The sequence below is a fragment of the Aulosira sp. FACHB-615 genome (genome assembly GCF_014698045.1).
Taxonomy (GTDB): Bacteria; Cyanobacteriota; Cyanobacteriia; order Cyanobacteriales; family Nostocaceae; genus Nostoc_B.
Genome location: NZ_JACJSE010000011.1, coordinates 131,349 through 150,172, shown reverse-complemented (window position 1 = coordinate 150,172; position 18,824 = coordinate 131,349). Strand labels below are relative to the sequence as shown.

Below are 18,824 nucleotides of genomic sequence, written 5' to 3'. Positions count from 1 at the left end.
CTCAATCTATGACTCAGCAATTGATCAAATGGACTTTCCCAGGAAAATGGATTACGGGAGGTTTTGGTTTAACCCTGTTGCTGATGGTAATTATCTGTTTTGTTTCGTTGAAAAACACAGATGAAATCAAATCTGGAGCTAACAGGGTGCAGCAGACATATCAAACTCTCAATGCTTTGACAAATTTCTATGGCGCAATGACCGCCGCAGAATCAGCTAGACGAGGATATATTTTTTTAGGTAGTAGTCAGGATTTGCAGCGTTATTATCACGCAAAGGCAGATATGCGCTCTCAACTGCAAATATTACAAAAACAAATACATTCTTATGGGAGTCAAGAAAAACGATTGGTAAGTTTAAATTTATTAGTCAATCAAAGATTATCTCTGTTAGAGCAATCTATAGAACTTTACCAAAAAGATAAAAAGTCAATGTTAATCCAAAATAGTATTACCGTTAGAAGTGTTCAGATTCGAGAAAAAATCTTGCAGGTCATGGCAGAGATTAAAGCAGAAGAACAAACTCATCTCCAAGATTCGTTAGAACAATCAAAACAAAGTATTTATTTCCGAATTCTTATAGAAATTTTTACAACATTTTTAATTTTAATCATAATTCTTGGCTTATGTATAATTCTGGAAAAGCAATGGATTAAACGTGAGCAAATTAGAGCCTTAGAATTTTCTTTAGCTCAAGAAAAGAAAATAGGTGATTTAAAGATTCAATTATTTTCTATGATTTCTCATGAATTTCGGACACCCTTAAGTATAATTTTACTTTCATCACAGTTATTAAAAGAAAGTCTCGAAACTTTAGTAGATGAACAGCATTTAAAGAATATTTTTCGTATTCAATCTTCTGCTAAAATCATGAATCACATATTAACGGATATATTAATTTTAACGCGAGCCGAAGCAGGTCAATTGGATTTTAAATTGCAAGTGATAAATTTAGAAAATTTTTGTTTAAATTTAGTAGAAGATTTACAGATTTTTGCTAAAAAGGCAAATATGATCCGATTTCAAAAAAGGGGTTCTATTTTTAAAGCCAATATTGATGAAAAGCTCTTGTATTCTATTCTCAGTAATTTGTTATTAAATGCTATCAAATATTCAAATAACGAAACCGCAGTTTATTTAAAATTAAAATCTGAGGCGGAATTGATCACTTTTCAAGTTATTGATCAAGGAATTGGGATTCCATTAGCAGAGCAACATAAAATATATGAGCCTTTTTACCGATGCCAAAATGTTGAAAATATTGCTGGAACAGGGTTAGGGTTAGCAGTTGTCAAAAAATGTGTAGAGCTACATCAAGGAGAAATTATCGTAGAAAGTAAAGTAGGTACAGGTACGACATTTACGATCATGATTCCTCAAGAAAACACATAAGGATGTCAGATGGTGAAATTATACTCCCAGTTTGCAAGTGCTGAGTACTGAGCAAAAATTCCCGAAAAGCTTAATTTATCAAACCGCAAAGGACACAAAGTGATATTTGCTAACAAAACCATTGTTCTCACGGGTGCATCGGCTGGAATTGGCAGAACGCTGGCAATTACATTAGCCCAACAGGGTGCAAATTTAGTTTTGGCTGCTCGCAATCAAGAAGGATTAGAACAAACGCTGAGTGCTTGTACAAATTATTCTGCGGAGGTGATTGCAGTACCAACAGATGTCACTCAACCAGAAGCTTGTCAGCAGTTGATGGAAAAAGCGATCGCTAAGTTTGGAAAGATTGATATCTTAATCAACAATGCCGGCATTGGAATGCTGACTTGCTTTGATGAAGTGACTGATCTTTCAATTTTTGAACGGGTAATGCAAGTTAACTATTTGGGTGCTGTCTACTGTACTCATTATGCCCTGCCCCACTTGAAAGCCAGTCGAGGACTATTGGTGGCAATTTCTTCCATTTGCGGCAAAACAGGTGTACCCACTCGTACAGGTTACGTTGCTAGTAAACATGCTATGCAAGGTTTCTTTGATACATTGCGGATGGAATTGCAGCAAACAGGAGTAGATGTAGTGGTTATTTCGCCGGGTTTTGTCGCCACAGATATTCGCCAACGCGCCTTGGGCGCAGATGGAAAACCATTAGGTAAAAGTCCGCGTGATGAAAGCCAAGGCAATATGCCGGTGGAAGAGTGTGTGCGTCAAATTATCTGGGCAATGGAGCGCCGTAAACGAGAACATATCATGACTTTGAAGGGTAAGATACTACCTTGGGCAAGGCTAATTGTGCCAGGATTGGTTGATCGTATTACTGCTGCTACTATTCGCAAAACAACTGCCACTTAAAAGTAATGAGTAATGAGTAATGAGTAATGTATGTTTTAGATTCGACCGTTTCTTGTCGCCAGAAGGTTTCCATTCTTTAAGCTCCTCAAATACAATTTCCTAATCCCTATCTTGAACAGTCAGGTTAAGTCTTTGGTTATTAAAGGAGCTAAGGCTAAAGTCTGTGCAGGGTCAGCCAACAAAAAGCGATCGCATATCTGAAAAAGTTCAACTTCGGTCTGCGCTTGTCGCATTAGCCGCAGGAAATGACCTTGGCTGTCAACACTGAGAGCAATGTAGTTGAGAAATAGTTTGAGGTAGCCGATACGCGCTCGTTCTGGGATATTGGGTGCTTCTGGAGTTTGGTATAAACGGTCAATGTAGTGGCGTACTTCTGTTAAAGGAACAGGCGTAATTGGCTCAGAGCGCAATGCTTGGCGAATTTGATGAAAAATCCAGGGATTACCAATTGCCCAACGGCCTACCATCACACCAACCGCACCTGTTTGGTCAAGCACCGACATTGCTTGTGCTGCCGAGTAGATGTTTCCGTTAGCCAGGACGGGACAATTGACGTGTCTGACCGCTTGGGCAATCAAAGCGTAATTTACCCTGCCTTGGTATCTGTCTTTTACCGTGCGACCATGTAAACTCAACAAATCAATACTGTGGCGATTGATGATATCTAGAATTTGGAAAAAAGTATCGCTATTGTCAAAGCCCAAGCGCATTTTGACACTCAAAGGTCGGTCATTAACTGTTTGTCTGAGTTCAGCCAAAATGCGATCTACTTTTTCTGGCACAAGTAGCAATCCACCTCCAGCTTGTTTACGGTAGATTCTCGGTGCGGGACAACCCATGTTTAAGTCAACTCCAGCGATATTATAACCACAGAGTTCCTTTGCTGTTCGGACTAAATCAGGAATGCTTTCACCAATCATTTGAGCAAAAACAGGGCAACCAGTATCGTTTTCTGTGATAGATGCCAGAATCTTGGGATTAAGCCGTGATGTTTCATTGACGCGAAAATATTCAGTGAAGAAGTAGTCAGGTTTGCCGTAATGAGCAATGACCTTCATAAACTTGAGATTTGTCACATCTTGCATGGGTGCAAGGGCAGTGAGAGGTAAATCTGAGTGGAGGGATTGGGGAAGCGATACCTGGAACATATATTAAGTAGGTCGGTGTAAATAATTATTATTAGAATAAGGCAGGGAGCAGGGGGAGAAAGGGTTTGAGCCTTATTTACTTTTATTTATATATAGGAATCCGATTTGATTTCTGAATCTAGTTATGTAGGTAGGGAGTAGGAAAGACGGCTGATCTGGGTGTACTGATTTTTTTCATAAATCAAATATGAGTCCTATAGTTTGGTTTTATTGCATCGACTTACTGAACATTTAAAAAAACTGTGAAATATTTCCTTAACTGTCTTAACTGTCCTTGTCTTTTTTCTTACGAAAATGATATTCCAAGTTTGACTGTTAAAACATTTTCTAAGGACAATGAATAAATTAGTTCTTGAACCATACATCTGGAATCGCAAGTATGAATCCATGCCACGGGAAGAATTATATGAAGTACAGAAAAACCGACTAATAAAATGTGTAGAAAGAGCTTATGAAAACATACCCTTTTACAAACAAAAGCTTGATGCTATTGGCATACATCCTGGTCATATTCGGTCTGTAGAAAATATTTCCCTGCTTCCTTTTACGACTAAGGCTGATTTACGCAAACAGTATCCATTTGGAATGTTTGCAGTCCAAATGGATTCAATTATTCGACTTCATGCCTCGTCTGGTACTACTGGCAAACCCACAGTAGTTGGTTATACTCATAACGATTTAAACCTATGGTCGGAACTAACGGCACGAGCATTAGCCGCTAGTGGTGCAGAACCAGGGATTATCGTCCAGAACACTTACGGTTACAGTCTTGCCACTGGTGGGTTAGGTTTTCATTACGGTATTGAACGCATCGGTGCTACAGTAGTTCCGGCTTCTGGCTCCTCACCTCAACGGAATTTAACACTTTTACAAGATTTTAGCAGTGGCATTATATTGAGTACTCCTAGCTACATATACACTATCAGTGAAGTGGCAGAAAAAGAAGGTATTGATTTACGTTCATTGTCTGTGGCTGCGGGGATTTTTGGTGCTGAATCATGGAGTGAAGCATTACGAGATGACATTGAAAAACGTTGGAATATAGTAGCTTATAATACTTATGGACTAAGCGAAGTAATTGGCCCTGGGGTAGCTCATGAGTGTCCTCATCGAGTTGGGTTGCATATTTACGAAGATCACTTTATTCCAGAAATTATTAACCCAGAAACAGGGGAACAAATGGAAGAAGGAAGATATGGAGAGCTTGTATTAACAACCATTACTAAAGAGGCTACACCCCTAATTCGCTACCGAACTGGTGATATTACACGCCTATTTTATCAACCTTGTGCTTGTGGTCGAACTCTGACCCGGATGGATCGTGTTAAGGGTCGTATTAACGATTTAATTAGAATAAAAGATAAAACTTTATTTCCTGCGGAAATTGAGGATGTCTTATTGAGATTACCTGGGATTATACCTCATTACCAGATTGTGATTGACGATAATATCAATTTAATTGATGATATTGAAATTTGGGTTGAAGTTTGTAATTCAATTTCGCAAGAACAAACTTTACTTGTTGAGCTAGAGCAGCAATTAATATTTAACATTGAACATCGTTTAGGGATAACTGCTAAAGTCAAGTTGATGCCACCACAGAGCTTACCTCGTAGTGAAGGAAAAGCCAAGCGTTTAGTTAAGAGAAGTCAAGTTAATACAGGACTTTAAACCAGAGCTTAAGCATTTAAACCATAACTTAGTTAGTACCTAATTTATGGTTTAAGATTTTTACCGATTTTTCAGTTAAAAAACGGCTAATTGAATGTTAGTTAACTGTTGTTTGCTAGGCTTAATTGAGTAAGCTATTTTTTATTAACAGGACTTACGCACAAAGATTGTCTATGAAGATTGGGTGTAAGAGTGTAAGGGTATGTGGCGTAAGGGTTTTAGATATATACACCCCTATACCCTGTACCCTTGCACCCTCGCCAAAACTCTTGATTTTTCGTTTTTATGCGTCAGTCCTAATTAATTTATTTTAATAAGTAAAAACTATAAATTCTAAAAAATATATAAATTGCTTTTATGCTTTGATACAAAATTTCTTAACTGTCTTAACTTTCCTTGCATCGTTATTAAAAGTTTGAGAGTTTAAAAAATATCAAGTATGAGGTTATAAGCTCTAAAAAATTTAGAGTAACAAAGACGAAAACAAAACAGCATAATTTCTATCTATAAGCAGTAGCAAATATCAGAAATAATTAATCAAGCCTTTGTTACTTGTTCTAGCTTTTAATAGATAGGAAAAATTTGATATTAGGCAAATTAAGAGTGTTAGCAGAAAATTGGAATTATGATACCAAACTCAGTTGTTTTACCTGAAAAGAATACAAGTGATATCCTTCAAAGTATTCGACATATTGACCATATTACTTATGTTGCGTCATTTGAAGATGAACAGAGGTTCCTCTCAAAATGGAGTTTGCTTGGTTTCAATGAACATATGAGGCTTAAGACTGTGTGTTTTCCCGCTACTCACATTGCCTTAGTTAGTGGCATCAGTGCCGAGTATCCGTGGGCAACTATGACTGGGTTATCGGTAAGTGAAGATCCTAATTCACCAATTAATAAGTTTATCAATCTCTATGGTGAAGGGATTCAGCATACTGCTTACAACATCGATCCAGAAGCTGATATGGAGGAACTACATCACCAAATGGAAGAATTAGGGTGGAAGTTTATGACACCAGTATTATCATACAGTGATGAGTCTGGTGCGTTACTCAAGCAGATGTTTGTTGCTCCTAGTAATCCCTATGGTTCTTTTATCGAGTTTGTTCAACGATTACATGGGACTGATGGTAAGGCTTTCAACAGTTTTGACATCAATAATATAGATAACCTCTACCAACATTATGCCGATTATAGTAATTGGCTTGCTGAAACAATTTAAAGGCGCACATATCAATATCTATCAGAATCAAGCTCGTTCATCCAATTTTGCAGAGACGCAGAGATTATGTTTATTTATCTGCGTCTATCTGCGGTTGATTAACTATCAAATAAGCCTAAGTCTGTCACTGCACCAAGGCTGCTGGAAGATACCAACTTGGCATATTTCGCCAATACGCCTTTAGTGTAACGAGGTGGGCGGGGTTGCCAATTAGCACGGCGACTGGCTAATTCTTCATCAGAAATATTCAACTGCAATAGCCGTGATGGTGCATCAATGGTGATAGTATCACCTTCTTCGACTAAGGCGATCGCTCCACCCACAGCTGCTTCTGGTGCAACGTGACCAACTACCATCCCGTAAGTCCCCCCGGAGAATCTGCCATCGGTAATTAATCCGACAGCATCACCCAAGCCAGCACCAATAATTGCGGAGGTGGGAGCCAACATTTCCCGCATTCCTGGGCCGCCTTTGGGGCCTTCGTAACGAATCACAATCACATCACCAGCTTTGATTTTGCCTGCCAGAATTGCATCTAAGCAAGATTCTTCCGATTCAAATACTCTAGCTGGGCCAGTGATGACTGGTTTTTTCACCCCGGTAATTTTCGCCACAGCGCCTTCCGTAGCCAGATTACCTTTGAGAACTGCCAAGTGACCTTGAGCATACATCGGTTTATCCCAAGGACGAATCACATCTTGGTCAGGGCTGGGTTCATTCGGCACATCGGCAAGAACTTCGGCAATGGTTTGACCTGTGATGGTAATACAGTCACTATGTAGCAAATCATGTACCAGCAGCATTTTCATGACTTGAGGAATACCGCCAGCTTTGTGTAAATCTGTAGCGACGTATCTACCACTGGGTTTTAAATCGCACAACACAGGTACTCGACCACGGATAGTTTCAAAGTCATCGATGGTCAATTCCACACCAGCCGCACTGGCGATCGCCAAAAAATGCAATACTGCATTAGTGGAACCGCCAACTGCCATAATTACCGCAATAGCATTTTCTATAGATTTACGGGTGATAATTTGGCGTGGTAATAATTGCTTGCGAATTGCTTCGACTAACACCAACGCAGATTTTTCTGTACTGTCGGCTTTTTCGGCATCTTCGGCGGCCATTGTGGAAGAATAAGGTAAACTCATCCCCATTGCTTCAAATGCCGAAGACATGGTGTTAGCTGTAAACATCCCGCCGCAGGAACCCGCACCCGGACAAGCGTTTTGTTCAACGGCTGTTAATTCAGTTTCGTCAATTTTGCCAGCACTGTATTGTCCCACCGCTTCAAAGGAACTGACTACAGTTAAATCACGACCGTTGTAGTGTCCGGGTTTGATTGTACCACCGTAGACAAAAATCGCGGGAATATTCATCCGGGCGATCGCCAGCATTGCCCCTGGCATATTTTTATCACAACCACCAATGGCCAATACGCCATCCATGCTTTGTCCAGTACAAGCTGTTTCAATGGAATCGGCAATCACTTCTCTTGATACCAGGGAATATTTCATCCCTTCCGTTCCCATCGAAATACCATCACTGATGGTAATTGTTCCGAAAATTTGCGGCATAGCTCCAGCAATTTTAATACCAGCTTCTGCCCTTTGTGCCAATTTGTTTATCCCCATATTGCAAGGGGTAATAGTGCTGTAACCATTGGCAATACCGACAATTGCCTTGTTAAAATCGGCATCTTCAAACCCAACAGCCCGGAGCATCGCTCGATTTGGCGATCGCTGTACACCCTGTGTTACAACCCGGCTTCTCAAATTATCCGACATCTTTCTTCCTTTGACTTTATCGCTTGTATTGCGATCGTATTATCTGATTTTCTCATGCCAACGCAGCACACAAGAGTATTAACCTCAGTGTTGATCATTTATTTATTTCCGAATTTCCACCACAGTGTTTTGTCAAGATTTTATTACCAAATATATTGGTAATTAGCCTCTGTGGTTGGTAATATACGCCTGCGTCAACCTTACACCAACTAAACGATTCAGCATGTTTCTAACTCGAAGAGGAGGTTTGATCACCTGGATAACTGCGGCGATTACCAGATTAGTTTTAGTAATGCTTTGATCAGGTCTGTACCCCAATTGCGACCTCTCAAGTCAGGTACATCTGCAAAGCTCGTTTGACCTAAAGTTTGAGCGACGGCTGCGGCTGCATTAATCAAACCATAACCATTCATTGAACTAAAACTATTCTGGAGTGCGATCGCTTTAGCAACAATATTATTGTTTTCATTGCTTTCAACTACATTGTTGTTAGCATCTGCTTTGTACAACAAATAATTTTTAGGCTTTATTTATGGCAAACATCCTACACATTGATTCTAGTCCTCGTGGTGAACGTTCGATTTCGCGATCGCTCTCTTATGAGTTCGTGACATCCTGGAAAGATTCTCACCCTGGTAATACAGTTACCTACCGGGATTTGGGTCATTATCCTGTCCCCCATGTAGATGAATTATGGATAGCAGCAGCTTTTACACCACCTGATGCACGCACACCCGAACTAGTGGAGGCGATTCAGCTTTCGGATAGTTTAATTGATGAGTTTTTGGCTGCCGATCGCTATGTTTTTGGTATACCAATGTATAACTTGAATATTCCTTCTACTTTCAAGGCTTATATTGACCAAATTGTGCGTGTTGGTCGTACCTTTGGAATTGATGCGAACGGCTATAAAGGTTTAGTGGATAGCAGCAAAAAAGTGTTAATTATTACCTCTCGTGGCGGAACTTTTCCACCAGGTACACCCTTTGCAGCTTACGACTATCAAGAACCTTATCTCCGCACTATTTTGGGTTTTATTGGTCTAACTGATGTCACATTTATCCATGCTGACAGCCTCAACTTAGGTGATGATGCTCGTCAACAATCATTAGCGGCTGCTAAAGAAGCGATCGCGCAGACTGTAGCTAGTTGGTAAAGGTATAAGTTTTATCAAAATAGAATTCAGGAGTCAGGAGTCAGAATTCAGCATAAATTATGTACGCAGATGCGAATAAATGGTGAAATACTACACTAAACCTCAATGAGGTCAGGTCTTTCTCCTTCACTCATTGATTCTGACTCCTGAATTCTTCTTCAACCAATTGTTAAATCTGGTTCTTCACAAAAGTTAAATAAGGCTGATTCGGATTCTGATTCATCGTCAAATACAGCAGATATGTACCATTCACAAGGTGAATCATTGGTATATTCAGCCCAAACAATTGTTGCGGTTTCACCAGATGGAATCCCCTCTTCACTCAAGGTGAATGGTAGCCACTCATCTTCATCAACAGACACCCACAACTCTGTAATGGCTAGGTCGGTTTGATTGGTAACGGTAAACGTAAATTGATCTGACATAGATAACCTTTCAGCTATAACTAAATTGTCAGTCATCGATTATACTCGCTCTTTTTTCGATGTTTGTCTATGTAATTGCTCAAAGCCTTATATAGGAAAGATTTCTAGTTTTTTTAGCTCAATTTTAATTGCAAAAAGAAGATTAAAAATTTTACCTAAATGAGTTATTTACATAGGGCAGGATGTCCGCTTTAACGGCATTATGTTGCGTCATATAAACTGCTCCTATCCCAAGGTAGACATTAATTTGAATTTTAAGCTAAAGTTGTAATGAGTTTGCTTTAGCGAGGAAGACGATGAATCAACCCTAAACAAGCTGTAAATACCGTAGTTAGAGAGTGAGATTTATTGAGCGATCGCTAACCACAACACAGTTAGAAAGAAAAAGCATCATATAATATTTTTTTATATCAAAAAACAAAAATAAACCTGGAAATCACAATTTTCCTGAATACTTAGCGAAATCTAATATGGAAAAACCAACGATAGCTAAAAAACCAATTCGCTCTCTAGAAGATGCGCTAGATCAGTGTCAAACGCTGGGTATGCGCGTTAGTCGCCAGCGCCGCTTTATTTTGGAACTGCTGTGGCAAGCAAATGAGCATCTATCTGCGAGAGAAATTTACGATCGCCTCAACCAAGAAGGCAAAGACATTGGTCATACCTCTGTATATCAAAACCTAGAAGCTTTATCCAGTCAAGGGATTATTGAATGTATCGAACACTGTGATGGTCGCTTATATGGCAATATTAGCGATGCTCACAGCCATGTCAATTGTCTCGATACTAATCAAATTCTGGATGTACATATAGAATTGCCAGAAGAATTGTTGCGTCAAGTTGAACAACAAACGGGCGTAAAAATTACAGAATATAGTATTAACTTTTATGGCTATCGCCATCCATCAGAAGATGTGTAGAGATGTAGAATTACAGCAGATTTGATGTTTATGAGGTACAGCAACTGATTGAAAAAAGTAATGAGTAATGAATAATGAGTCAAGAATTTACTTAATATTCACTACTTATTACTCATTACTTATTATTTGTGCTGTGCCTCACTTAATTCAAAAGTGCTGTAAAAAGGTAAACGGTAAAATTGAGCTTCCCTAGCGTGGGCTTGTGACCATTATTCTTTTACTTCTTTTGCCTTTTTACTTTTGCCTTTTTACTTTTTACTTTTTAACATCAATCATAATCGCTGGGATTCACACTAAATACCGTTTCATCTTCTACATCATCATCATCATCGTATAAACCAACTGAAGTAATTGGTTCTGCTTGTGAGTCGTCAATTGTGCCGATGTTGGTATCGCTTAACCAAGCTGCTGTTTGATCGCCTCTGTCGCTGCTACTCATTACAGATGTCTGTGAGAGTAATTTTTTCAGGGTGTAGAACTGTTCTAAAGAGAATACAGCACCATTCATCGTGGCAATTTCGCGGTCAGCAGCAGTTAGAATGGCATCAAATAAGCAGGCATTGACAAGATTGACATTTTCCAGATTAATGCTGCTAAGATTAGCACCAGTCAAGTTAGCACCAGTTAAATTGGCATAACTTAAATCAGCATTAGTTAAATTGGCATAACTTAAATTTGCATTAGTTAAATTGGCATAACTTAAATTTGCATTAGTTAAATTGGCATAACTTAAATTTGCATTAATCAAATTTGTCTGCTCTAGATTGGCTTTAACTAACATCACTTGTAACAAGGATGCGCCAGAGAGATTGAGTTGAGTTAAAGATTGGGGGAGAATGCGTTTGAGCCAAACAGAATGGGATAAAATCGCGGCTTTACCCATTAGCATTGTCAAAACTTCTGGGTAGAATTCAGCAACATTTTGCGGATTGCCACAAGGAGAAAAAGCAACTTTAGTAAAGCGATAACCAGCAGATAATAATAAAAATACATTTATGCCTACACTGGCATTAATTTGCTCAACATTTATGGGATTGCCGAGTGTGTGAAAATAATTCCAAGCTTGATGCGCTATTCCTTCATTTAACCAACGACCTTGACAATAACCACGCCAAAATAATTCTAGACGTTGTAATAATAAATCTAAAGAAAAATCACTTTGAGGCTGGTGTAGTAACGTTTCAATTACCAGTTGCTTAATTTCTGTAGTGAGGACACCATAACCAAGAAGTTTATATAAATGTTGAGCAACACTCTGCGGCGAATCAAGAGAAAAAATTAATATTCCGTAGTCATCTTTTTGCTGCTGGGTAAGAATTTTTAGTTGATAAGCAATAGCTTCTGCACAGAGATATTCGCCTAATTTGGGGTGAGAAAATTCTGTGAGGAGTGCTGAGTGTTGGGTCACCGAAGTTTGCTCAACGGGGGAAACCCCCGCACGCAACTTCTCGCTGAGTGCTGCGGGGGAAGTTTTGAAGTAGAAAGCGGGTAAGGTAGGGGGAGGGGAAGTTTCTGTGAGATGAATTTGATAGCGATCGCTGTGTAAAATTTGGAGAGCGATCGCCTGGATTTGGTTTAATAAATCTTGGGGATGACAACCAGAAAGTAAATTGGCGATCGCTTCTTGTGTACGATGAATGTGAGCCGAACCAGAACGCAATAGCATGGTTTTAATCCCGCCAGTCACCGGATAACCTAATAACCAACGACTCAGGCGATGATAAATTTCCCACACTACTTTAGTAGTACTAGGTGATTGCGCTAATTGCCAAATTTCATCATCTATAAGTGCATCACGATGTAAAATCCCTAGTAAATACAGCAACAATGGTTGACGTACCAAAGCCGAAAGTTCGGGAAACTTGGAGTTACTGATAAATAAGCCAGATTGCTTTAAGAAGGTAAAGAAATTTTGAGCAACGGGTAATGACTGTAACATTGCCCACTGTTGAAACCATTGTTTTAATTGTTCTTGTTCTAATGGTTGAATAATAATTTGTGGTAACTGCGATAAGATATCTGGCTCAATTTCTTCTAAAGCATTTTTGCGACTAGTTAAAATAATTTTATGTTTACCTTTAGCTTGCAACGCCATTAACTGCTGAATAAAAATTGTCTTGGCTCTTATCCCTAAATTAGCAGCAGGTAATTCATCCAAACCATCAAGCAGTAACAAACAGCGCGGTTGTTCTTGTTCTAACCAATTACTTAAGTTAGTTTGAGCATTCAAAGCAAAACCAGAATTCAAAGTTTCTGCTAAAGTTTGACCATATTTAATATCCCGCAAGCGAATAATCACCGGCATCCAATTAGGATAAAGTTCTCTGGCTACTTCTGCTGCCCAAATTTGACAGAAACTAGTTTTACCATATCCTGGTTCGGCCGCAATCACAGCAATATTTTCACTATCTGCTAACTGTTCTTGCGCCCATTTTTTGATATCAACCGATGGAGTATTAGTATTTACTACTAAACCTTTGAGGGTAATATAAATATCCTTAAGGGCAAAAGACTCGATAAATAAAGGTTGGCTGAGATTTTTTAGTAAAAATACGCGATAATTTTCTCGACATAAATCAATTTTATCCCCTACAGATGAATTTTTAGCTGCGCCTAAATTACCTGATTCAGAAGGAGCAATATTACTTGTAGAACCTAATTGGAAAAATTTTTGTAATTGTGCCAGTTGTGGGGCATTTTCCGCCACAACTTTGAGTAAATATCCACTCAGGGAATGAGTTAAACGCTGGGTTAATAATTTTGCTTCTAAATCTTCTGCACCATTCGCAATTAACCAAGCAATAGTAGCATTATTCATTTGTTGCACTAATAAAGAATCCGCCACTACAGATAAGGCTTGTTCTGCTTGGGTATCAGTTAACTTTCCCTGGGTTAAAGTTTTTAATAATCCTTGGAGTTGTACATCTTGCAGACTGAGTTTGCCAATAATTTCCTGTAAAATTTCTCCTTGACTGGAAATCATCGCTCGGTTCAGCCAAGGTTTTTTCAGACTGACTTCTTGTTGAATGATTTGATGTAAAGCATAGAGATAAGCAATGTGAAACGCCAGCCATGTGCCTTCGTTACGTTTTAAGGCCTTTTTTTCACTGAGACTACGCAACAAACTTTCTGTTAGTCGCGCAATCAGCTTGATATCTTGCCAAACAGAACCCAGAGGTAGTTCTAAAACCTCGGCTAAAGTACAGACATCAAGTGGTGCAAGGCTTTTAACTTCCATATCTTGGACAATGCGGTAGGCTACACCCGCCAATTGACCAAGGGAAAATTCTCGAATTTGACTGATTTCAATCTGGCGTTCTGCCAACCATTGCCTGATACTGAGGTTCATTTAATTACACAACTAAGACTCCGCCTATGTCATTATGATTCATTTATTGGGTGACGAAAACAGGTAACAATGAGTAGGAAGCTGCTTAGTATCTGAGTCAATGATGAGCGATCGCCCTCTTAAATTATTACTAGTTGACCAAGACCCTATTTTCCGTTTAGGACTGCGGGTAACTTTGGAAGCAATGCTGAATTTGCAAGTTGTCGCAGAAGTAGAAACAGAGACAGAAGCTTTGCAAATACTAGCAGAACTTACTAATCAAGACCCAGAAGCAGTAAATTTAGTGGTTTTGGACTTAGGAAGCGATCGCAAAACGACTCCTTTGGAGCTTCGCTCTTTTGACAGTCAGTTGCAAGGTTTAGAATTTTGTCGCCTGCTAAAAACTTCATACCCAGACTTACCGATTTTACTGCTGAGTGCTGTCCAAAACCGAGAAATATTAGCTGCTATTAGGGCAATTGGGGTGAATGGCTATCTCCCTAAAGGTACTCCTGCATCTCAAATTATTGCTGTGATTTCAGAAGTCGCCGCAGGTGCTTCCCATTGGGTATTAGATACTAACTCGCCTTCGGCTCCCATCTCGCCGCCTCCCCGAATACCTTGGCTGCGGCTATGGCAAAATCAGTGTTTATCGGGAATCGGCTATATTAACGCTTCCCTAGCAACAATTACAGTCAAACTACAAACCCCAGGCTTACCAATACTAGACCGGGCTGTGCTGGCGGGACAACGGCGAGAACTGTTAGCGGCGCGTTGGCTACTCCATCATTTGTTAATTTCCGCCCCAGAACAATCACCATTGATTTCTCCGACAGAAGAATTACCATTGATTTCTTCAGCCAGTAGTGTCATTGTGCCAACAAATGTAGAGCCACCTTTAACTTTGCTCCCAGAAATCAACCCTAGTGCCTTGCAATTTGATTTATTTTCAAATTGTATAAATAAATTACAATTTTCTTTGGAAAATGTTTCAGATGTCCCGTTAGAAATTGATATTCTCAGGGAAGATAAGAAACGGGAATTACTTTATTTAATATTACAAAAATTAGCCAAACAAATTGAAGATTTACGTGCTTCTCAAATCACCATTGAGCAGTTAGAGGGATTTAAAAATACTATTTTGTTTGATTTATGGCAAGCTACAGTTACAGACTTTTTTGGTAAATTTTCCCAAGTGCCAATCGGGGGACAAAAAATTGAAGTTGTCAAGGTATTGCTGCAAAATCCCAGAATTATTCAAACTGACATCTTCAATAAAATTCCCTTTGTAGTAGAGTTACTCTCTTATTTACTATTTCAAACAGATTTTCAGATTGATAATCAGACTTATTTAGCTGATAGTGATGCTGCTAAAACACAGTCATTAATGATTTTAGAAAATTTGTTGATTCAAGTGGGTAATGGAGTATTACAACCACTGTTAAATTATTTAGCAGATGTGGAGGCAATTAAGAAAAACTTTTATACTCGCAAGTTAATTTCGACGCGGGAAATTGAACGGTTTAGAAATGATTTGTCTTGGAAATACCGTTTAAATAATTATGTGAATGAAGCTAAAGCAATTTTTGAAAGTCGCTATGAGTTATTTGTATTAGCACCAAGGGGAATTGCGAAAACATCAGTTTACGCGCCGCGCAATGCAGAATTAGCCAAGCTTGCAGGTGTACCGTTATTTGTAACGCTGGGACTAGAATTTTGGGATGCGATCGCTCCCCGCCTACAATCGCTATTATCTTTTTTAGGCAGTGGTATTGTCTTCGTTTTAACTCAAGTCATTGGTCGTGGTTTAGGTTTAATCGCTCGTGGTATTCTCCAAGGTATCGGTAGTGTGTCGTTCTCAGAGAAAAATTTCAACCGCAATAGCGAAAGACAAAAGTGATATTTAAATTAAAGTTAATTAAAATGAACGAGATGCGATCGCAAGTTTTATGAACAAAGTGCAACTACTTGAGATAGACTCAATACCAGTCTGCGATCGCCAGACCTGTAACCCTAGAAAATTCTCTGACATTGTGCGTTACGAGAGTTGCTTGAAGGGCTATGGCTGTCCCAGCAATCAAAATATCAAGTGAACCTATGGGTATACCTTGTTGTTCTAATTGAGCGCGGATATTAGCCGCAGCCAAAGCATGATGCTGCTCAAAAGATACCAGATTAACTTGACCTAATAGTTGTTGAAGTTGTTGAGTGCGTTTTGCTGGTGAGTTAGATTTAGCGATACCAACTTGTAATTCAAAGAGAACGATTGTAGAAATAACTATTTCTTTGGGAAAAACCTGAGCTAGATTTTGAGCAACCTGTCCCTGACCTTTAAAATAATAGATCAGGGTATTAGTATCTAAAACGTACATTTAGAGACTCTCTCTTAATATGTCTTGTCCCGAATTTTCCCGAATCTCTTCTAAGCTAGGAAAATCTTTTGCCCAACTTCCAGCTAAGGAATAAACTAGTTCTGTCCATTGCTGTGAAGTGACTGTATTGTTTGGTTGATTGGCATTTAGATATTGATCACGAATAGATTCAGCAAAGGAGAGAATCTCACTAGCTTGGTCTTGGGGAAGAGATTTGACAAGTTCATAAATTTGTTCGGCTATAGTCATACAGATTTACTGAGCAAGTAAATAAAACTAGAAAACTCCTGTTCTTCCACAAAACATCTTAACGTAAGTTTCCCCCAGAGACAGAAGTTAATTAAAATGAACGAGATGCGATCGCAAGTTTTATGAACAAAGTGCAACTACCACCCGGAAGCTTTGGTTTACCTGTTGTTGGCGAAACCCTGTCTTTTTTGGCAGACGTAAACTTTGCAGAAAAACGCTATCAGCGTTATGGGTCGATTTTTAAAACCCATATTTTAGGTAGACCAACAGTAGCCATGATAGGGCCAGAAGCAGTTGAGTTTGTCCTTTCTAGCCATATAGAAAATTTCTCTTGGCGTGAAGGCTGGCCAGAAAATTTCAAAATATTGTTAGGTGAATCATTATTTGTGCAAGATGGTGAAGAACATCGTCGCAATCGTCGTTTGATTATGCCAGCTTTACATGGCCCGGCACTAGTCAACTATTTTGCCACAATGGAAGAAATCACTTGTAGCTATCTTAAAGAATGGGCAGTTAAACAAGAATTTACTTGGTTTGAAGAGTTTAAAAAACTCACCTTTGATATTGCCAGCCAACTGTTATTAGGTACAAGTTCTAGTGTAGAAGTTATCCGCTTAAGTAACTTATTTACTAACCTCACCAATGGTTTTTTTGCGCTGAATACTTTACCTTTACCTTTTACCACCTTTAGTAAAGCGATCGCATCTCGCAATCAAATTTTAGAGCATGTTGCTCAGGTTGTAAAAGCACGCCAGCAAAACCCTACCAAAGATGCTTTAAGTTTATTAATCCAAGCTAGAGATGAAGAGGGTAACAGCTTAAGTGAAACAGAAATTATCGCTCAAGCAGTACTGTTACTTTTTGCTGGACATGAAACCACAACTGCAATGTTAACTTGGTTAGTCACCGAATTAGCACGCCACCCAGAAGTTTTGCAACGCGCCAGAGAAGAACAGTTACAACTTGCTGCATCTGGTTCTTTAACTATAGAGCAGTTGGGAAAAATGCCCTACTTAGACCAAGTTTTATGGGAAGTTGAACGACTGTATCCACCAGCCGCCGCAGGATTTCGTGGGGTAATTAAAGAATTTGAATACAAAGGTTTCTATGTCCCGGCTGGTTGGCAACTATATTATTCAATTTTAATGACTCACAACCTACCAGAAATTTATCCTGAACCAGAACGGTTTGACCCTGAACGTTTCAGCCCTCAGCGCCAAGAACATAAACAATATCCTTTCAGCTTAATTGGTTTTGGTGGCGGGCCGCGTGTGTGTATTGGGATGGCGTTTGCCAAAATGGAAATGAAGATTGTTGCTGCCCATCTTTTACGCAGCTATGATTGGGAAATCTTACCTAACCAAAGTTTGGCTTCAGTCAGAATTCCTACAAATCGTCCTAAAGATGGGTTGCGGGTTCGATTTCAACCTCGGTGAAATTGTTATGACACCTGAAATAAATCTCAGTTTGCCGTCAGGAGTGTCTCAAGGTTGGCAAAGTATGAAAAACGTTGTCAACCAAGGGGTTCACTCTGTGAATAATTCTCTGCAACAAGTTGGCGAGTCTTGGCAAGAAACAGCTACAACAACCTTAGAACAAGCTAAATCTTCGATTGGTCAAGGTTTGCAAACTGCTGACCAATTTAAGAATACAACATCAGGTGCAGTGGAACGTGCGATCGCCTCTTCCATCAATGACTGGCTAACACAACATCCCACAATGTTACGCCTACTTCATGCACTCAATTGGGCTGCAAATCACCCGATTATTAGTATAATCATTATCCTCTTGAGTCTGGCACTGCTTTTTGGTCTGGTGAATGCAGTTATTCGCTTATTTACAACAGCCAGTTTTTCTCTCTTACAAGCACCATTAAAATTATTACAAGCTTTAATTAAATTTATTTTTCTTAGTATAGCTAAACTTACTGGTTTTACTTGGAATAAAATCAGCCATCATCAAGCAATAGATAATATAAATACCATTCAAACTCCTTATCCAGATAAACAGCAAAGATTAGTCGAAATCTCATCTCGTTTAGAAACACTCCAACAAGAACAAAAACAACTTTTACAAGAAGCGGCTGAAATCATTGCTACAGATAGCACAAATCTAGAAATTAGATTTAGCCAAAATCATACTAATGTTGTTTAATCAATATTTTATCTGCGTTTATCTACGGTTAATTTTCCTCAAAATATATAAAAAGCTATCACATTCAAGGTGATAGCTAATTGGTA

Annotated in this window: 16 protein-coding genes; 9 read left to right on the top strand and 7 right to left on the bottom strand. The window is 39.0% G+C overall.

From position 1 onward, the window contains the following. Positions 1 to 8 precede the first annotated feature (8 nt). Positions 9 to 1,391, top strand: a complete 1,383-nt coding sequence (locus H6G77_RS19155) for an ATP-binding protein (protein ID WP_190872441.1) — start codon at positions 9 to 11, stop codon at positions 1,389 to 1,391. Between the two features lie 99 nt (positions 1,392 to 1,490). Continuing rightward, positions 1,491 to 2,300, top strand: a complete 810-nt coding sequence (locus tag H6G77_RS19150) for an SDR family oxidoreductase (protein ID WP_190594006.1) — start codon at positions 1,491 to 1,493, stop codon at positions 2,298 to 2,300. 119 nt (positions 2,301 to 2,419) lie between these two features. On the opposite strand, the gene H6G77_RS19145 is transcribed toward H6G77_RS19150, so the two are convergent. Beyond that, a complete protein-coding gene (locus H6G77_RS19145; RefSeq protein WP_190872440.1) occupies positions 2,420 to 3,448 on the bottom strand; it encodes a tRNA-dihydrouridine synthase in 1,029 nt (342 codons plus the stop codon). A gap of 336 nt (positions 3,449 to 3,784) precedes the next feature. Between H6G77_RS19145 and H6G77_RS19140 the strand changes: the two genes are divergently transcribed. Together H6G77_RS19140 and H6G77_RS19135 are read left to right on the top strand one after the other, a co-directional pair. Then, positions 3,785 to 5,119, top strand: coding sequence for a phenylacetate--CoA ligase family protein (locus H6G77_RS19140; RefSeq protein ID WP_190872439.1), 1,335 nt, complete (start codon positions 3,785 to 3,787; stop codon positions 5,117 to 5,119). Between the two features lie 790 nt (positions 5,120 to 5,909). Further along, positions 5,910 to 6,344 carry a hypothetical protein gene (locus H6G77_RS19135; RefSeq protein ID WP_190872438.1) on the top strand — a complete coding sequence of 145 codons (435 nt, stop codon included), beginning with the start codon at positions 5,910 to 5,912 and terminating at the stop codon, positions 6,342 to 6,344. A gap of 98 nt (positions 6,345 to 6,442) precedes the next feature. On the opposite strand, the gene ilvD is transcribed toward H6G77_RS19135, so the two are convergent. Together ilvD and H6G77_RS19125 are read right to left on the bottom strand one after the other, a co-directional pair. Next, entirely contained in the window at positions 6,443 to 8,134 is a 1,692-nt protein-coding gene (gene ilvD / locus H6G77_RS19130; protein WP_190872437.1) for a dihydroxy-acid dehydratase, read from the bottom strand. Between the two features lie 272 nt (positions 8,135 to 8,406). Next, entirely contained in the window at positions 8,407 to 8,643 is a 237-nt protein-coding gene (locus tag H6G77_RS19125; protein ID WP_190593996.1) for a hypothetical protein, read from the bottom strand. A 23-nt stretch (positions 8,644 to 8,666) separates the two neighbouring features. On the opposite strand from H6G77_RS19125, the gene H6G77_RS19120 reads away from it, so the two are divergent. Then, the gene (locus H6G77_RS19120; protein ID WP_190872436.1) at positions 8,667 to 9,290 is read left to right on the top strand and encodes an FMN-dependent NADH-azoreductase; all 624 of its coding nucleotides are present in this window, start codon (positions 8,667 to 8,669) and stop codon (positions 9,288 to 9,290) included. Between the two features lie 158 nt (positions 9,291 to 9,448). Here H6G77_RS19120 and H6G77_RS19115 read toward each other — a convergent pair whose 3' ends face one another. Continuing rightward, positions 9,449 to 9,751, bottom strand: a complete 303-nt coding sequence (locus tag H6G77_RS19115) for a hypothetical protein (protein ID WP_242048500.1) — start codon at positions 9,749 to 9,751, stop codon at positions 9,449 to 9,451. Positions 9,752 to 10,185: 434 nt separating this feature from the next. Between H6G77_RS19115 and H6G77_RS19110 the strand changes: the two genes are divergently transcribed. Continuing rightward, positions 10,186 to 10,635 carry a Fur family transcriptional regulator gene (locus H6G77_RS19110; protein ID WP_190593990.1) on the top strand — a complete coding sequence of 150 codons (450 nt, stop codon included), beginning with the start codon at positions 10,186 to 10,188 and terminating at the stop codon, positions 10,633 to 10,635. A gap of 268 nt (positions 10,636 to 10,903) precedes the next feature. On the opposite strand, the gene H6G77_RS19105 is transcribed toward H6G77_RS19110, so the two are convergent. Continuing rightward, on the bottom strand, positions 10,904 to 13,984 hold the full coding sequence (locus H6G77_RS19105; RefSeq protein ID WP_190872435.1) for a pentapeptide repeat-containing protein: 3,081 nt from the start codon (positions 13,982 to 13,984) through the stop codon (positions 10,904 to 10,906). 103 nt (positions 13,985 to 14,087) lie between these two features. Here H6G77_RS19105 and H6G77_RS19100 point away from each other — a divergent pair, with 103 nt between their 5' ends. Beyond that, positions 14,088 to 15,863, top strand: coding sequence for a DUF3685 domain-containing protein (locus H6G77_RS19100; RefSeq protein WP_190872466.1), 1,776 nt, complete (start codon positions 14,088 to 14,090; stop codon positions 15,861 to 15,863). A 79-nt stretch (positions 15,864 to 15,942) separates the two neighbouring features. Here H6G77_RS19100 and H6G77_RS19095 read toward each other — a convergent pair whose 3' ends face one another. Continuing rightward, the gene (locus H6G77_RS19095; RefSeq protein ID WP_190671502.1) at positions 15,943 to 16,335 is read right to left on the bottom strand and encodes a type II toxin-antitoxin system VapC family toxin; all 393 of its coding nucleotides are present in this window, start codon (positions 16,333 to 16,335) and stop codon (positions 15,943 to 15,945) included. Beyond that, the gene (locus H6G77_RS19090) at positions 16,336 to 16,584 is read right to left on the bottom strand and encodes a DUF2281 domain-containing protein (protein WP_190671500.1); all 249 of its coding nucleotides are present in this window, start codon (positions 16,582 to 16,584) and stop codon (positions 16,336 to 16,338) included. It lies immediately after the preceding gene. A 122-nt stretch (positions 16,585 to 16,706) separates the two neighbouring features. Here H6G77_RS19090 and H6G77_RS19085 point away from each other — a divergent pair, with 122 nt between their 5' ends. After that, positions 16,707 to 18,020, top strand: a complete 1,314-nt coding sequence (locus H6G77_RS19085; protein ID WP_190872434.1) for a cytochrome P450 — start codon at positions 16,707 to 16,709, stop codon at positions 18,018 to 18,020. A gap of 7 nt (positions 18,021 to 18,027) precedes the next feature. Continuing rightward, a complete protein-coding gene (locus H6G77_RS19080) occupies positions 18,028 to 18,738 on the top strand; it encodes a hypothetical protein (protein ID WP_190872433.1) in 711 nt (236 codons plus the stop codon). Positions 18,739 to 18,824 lie beyond the last annotated feature (86 nt).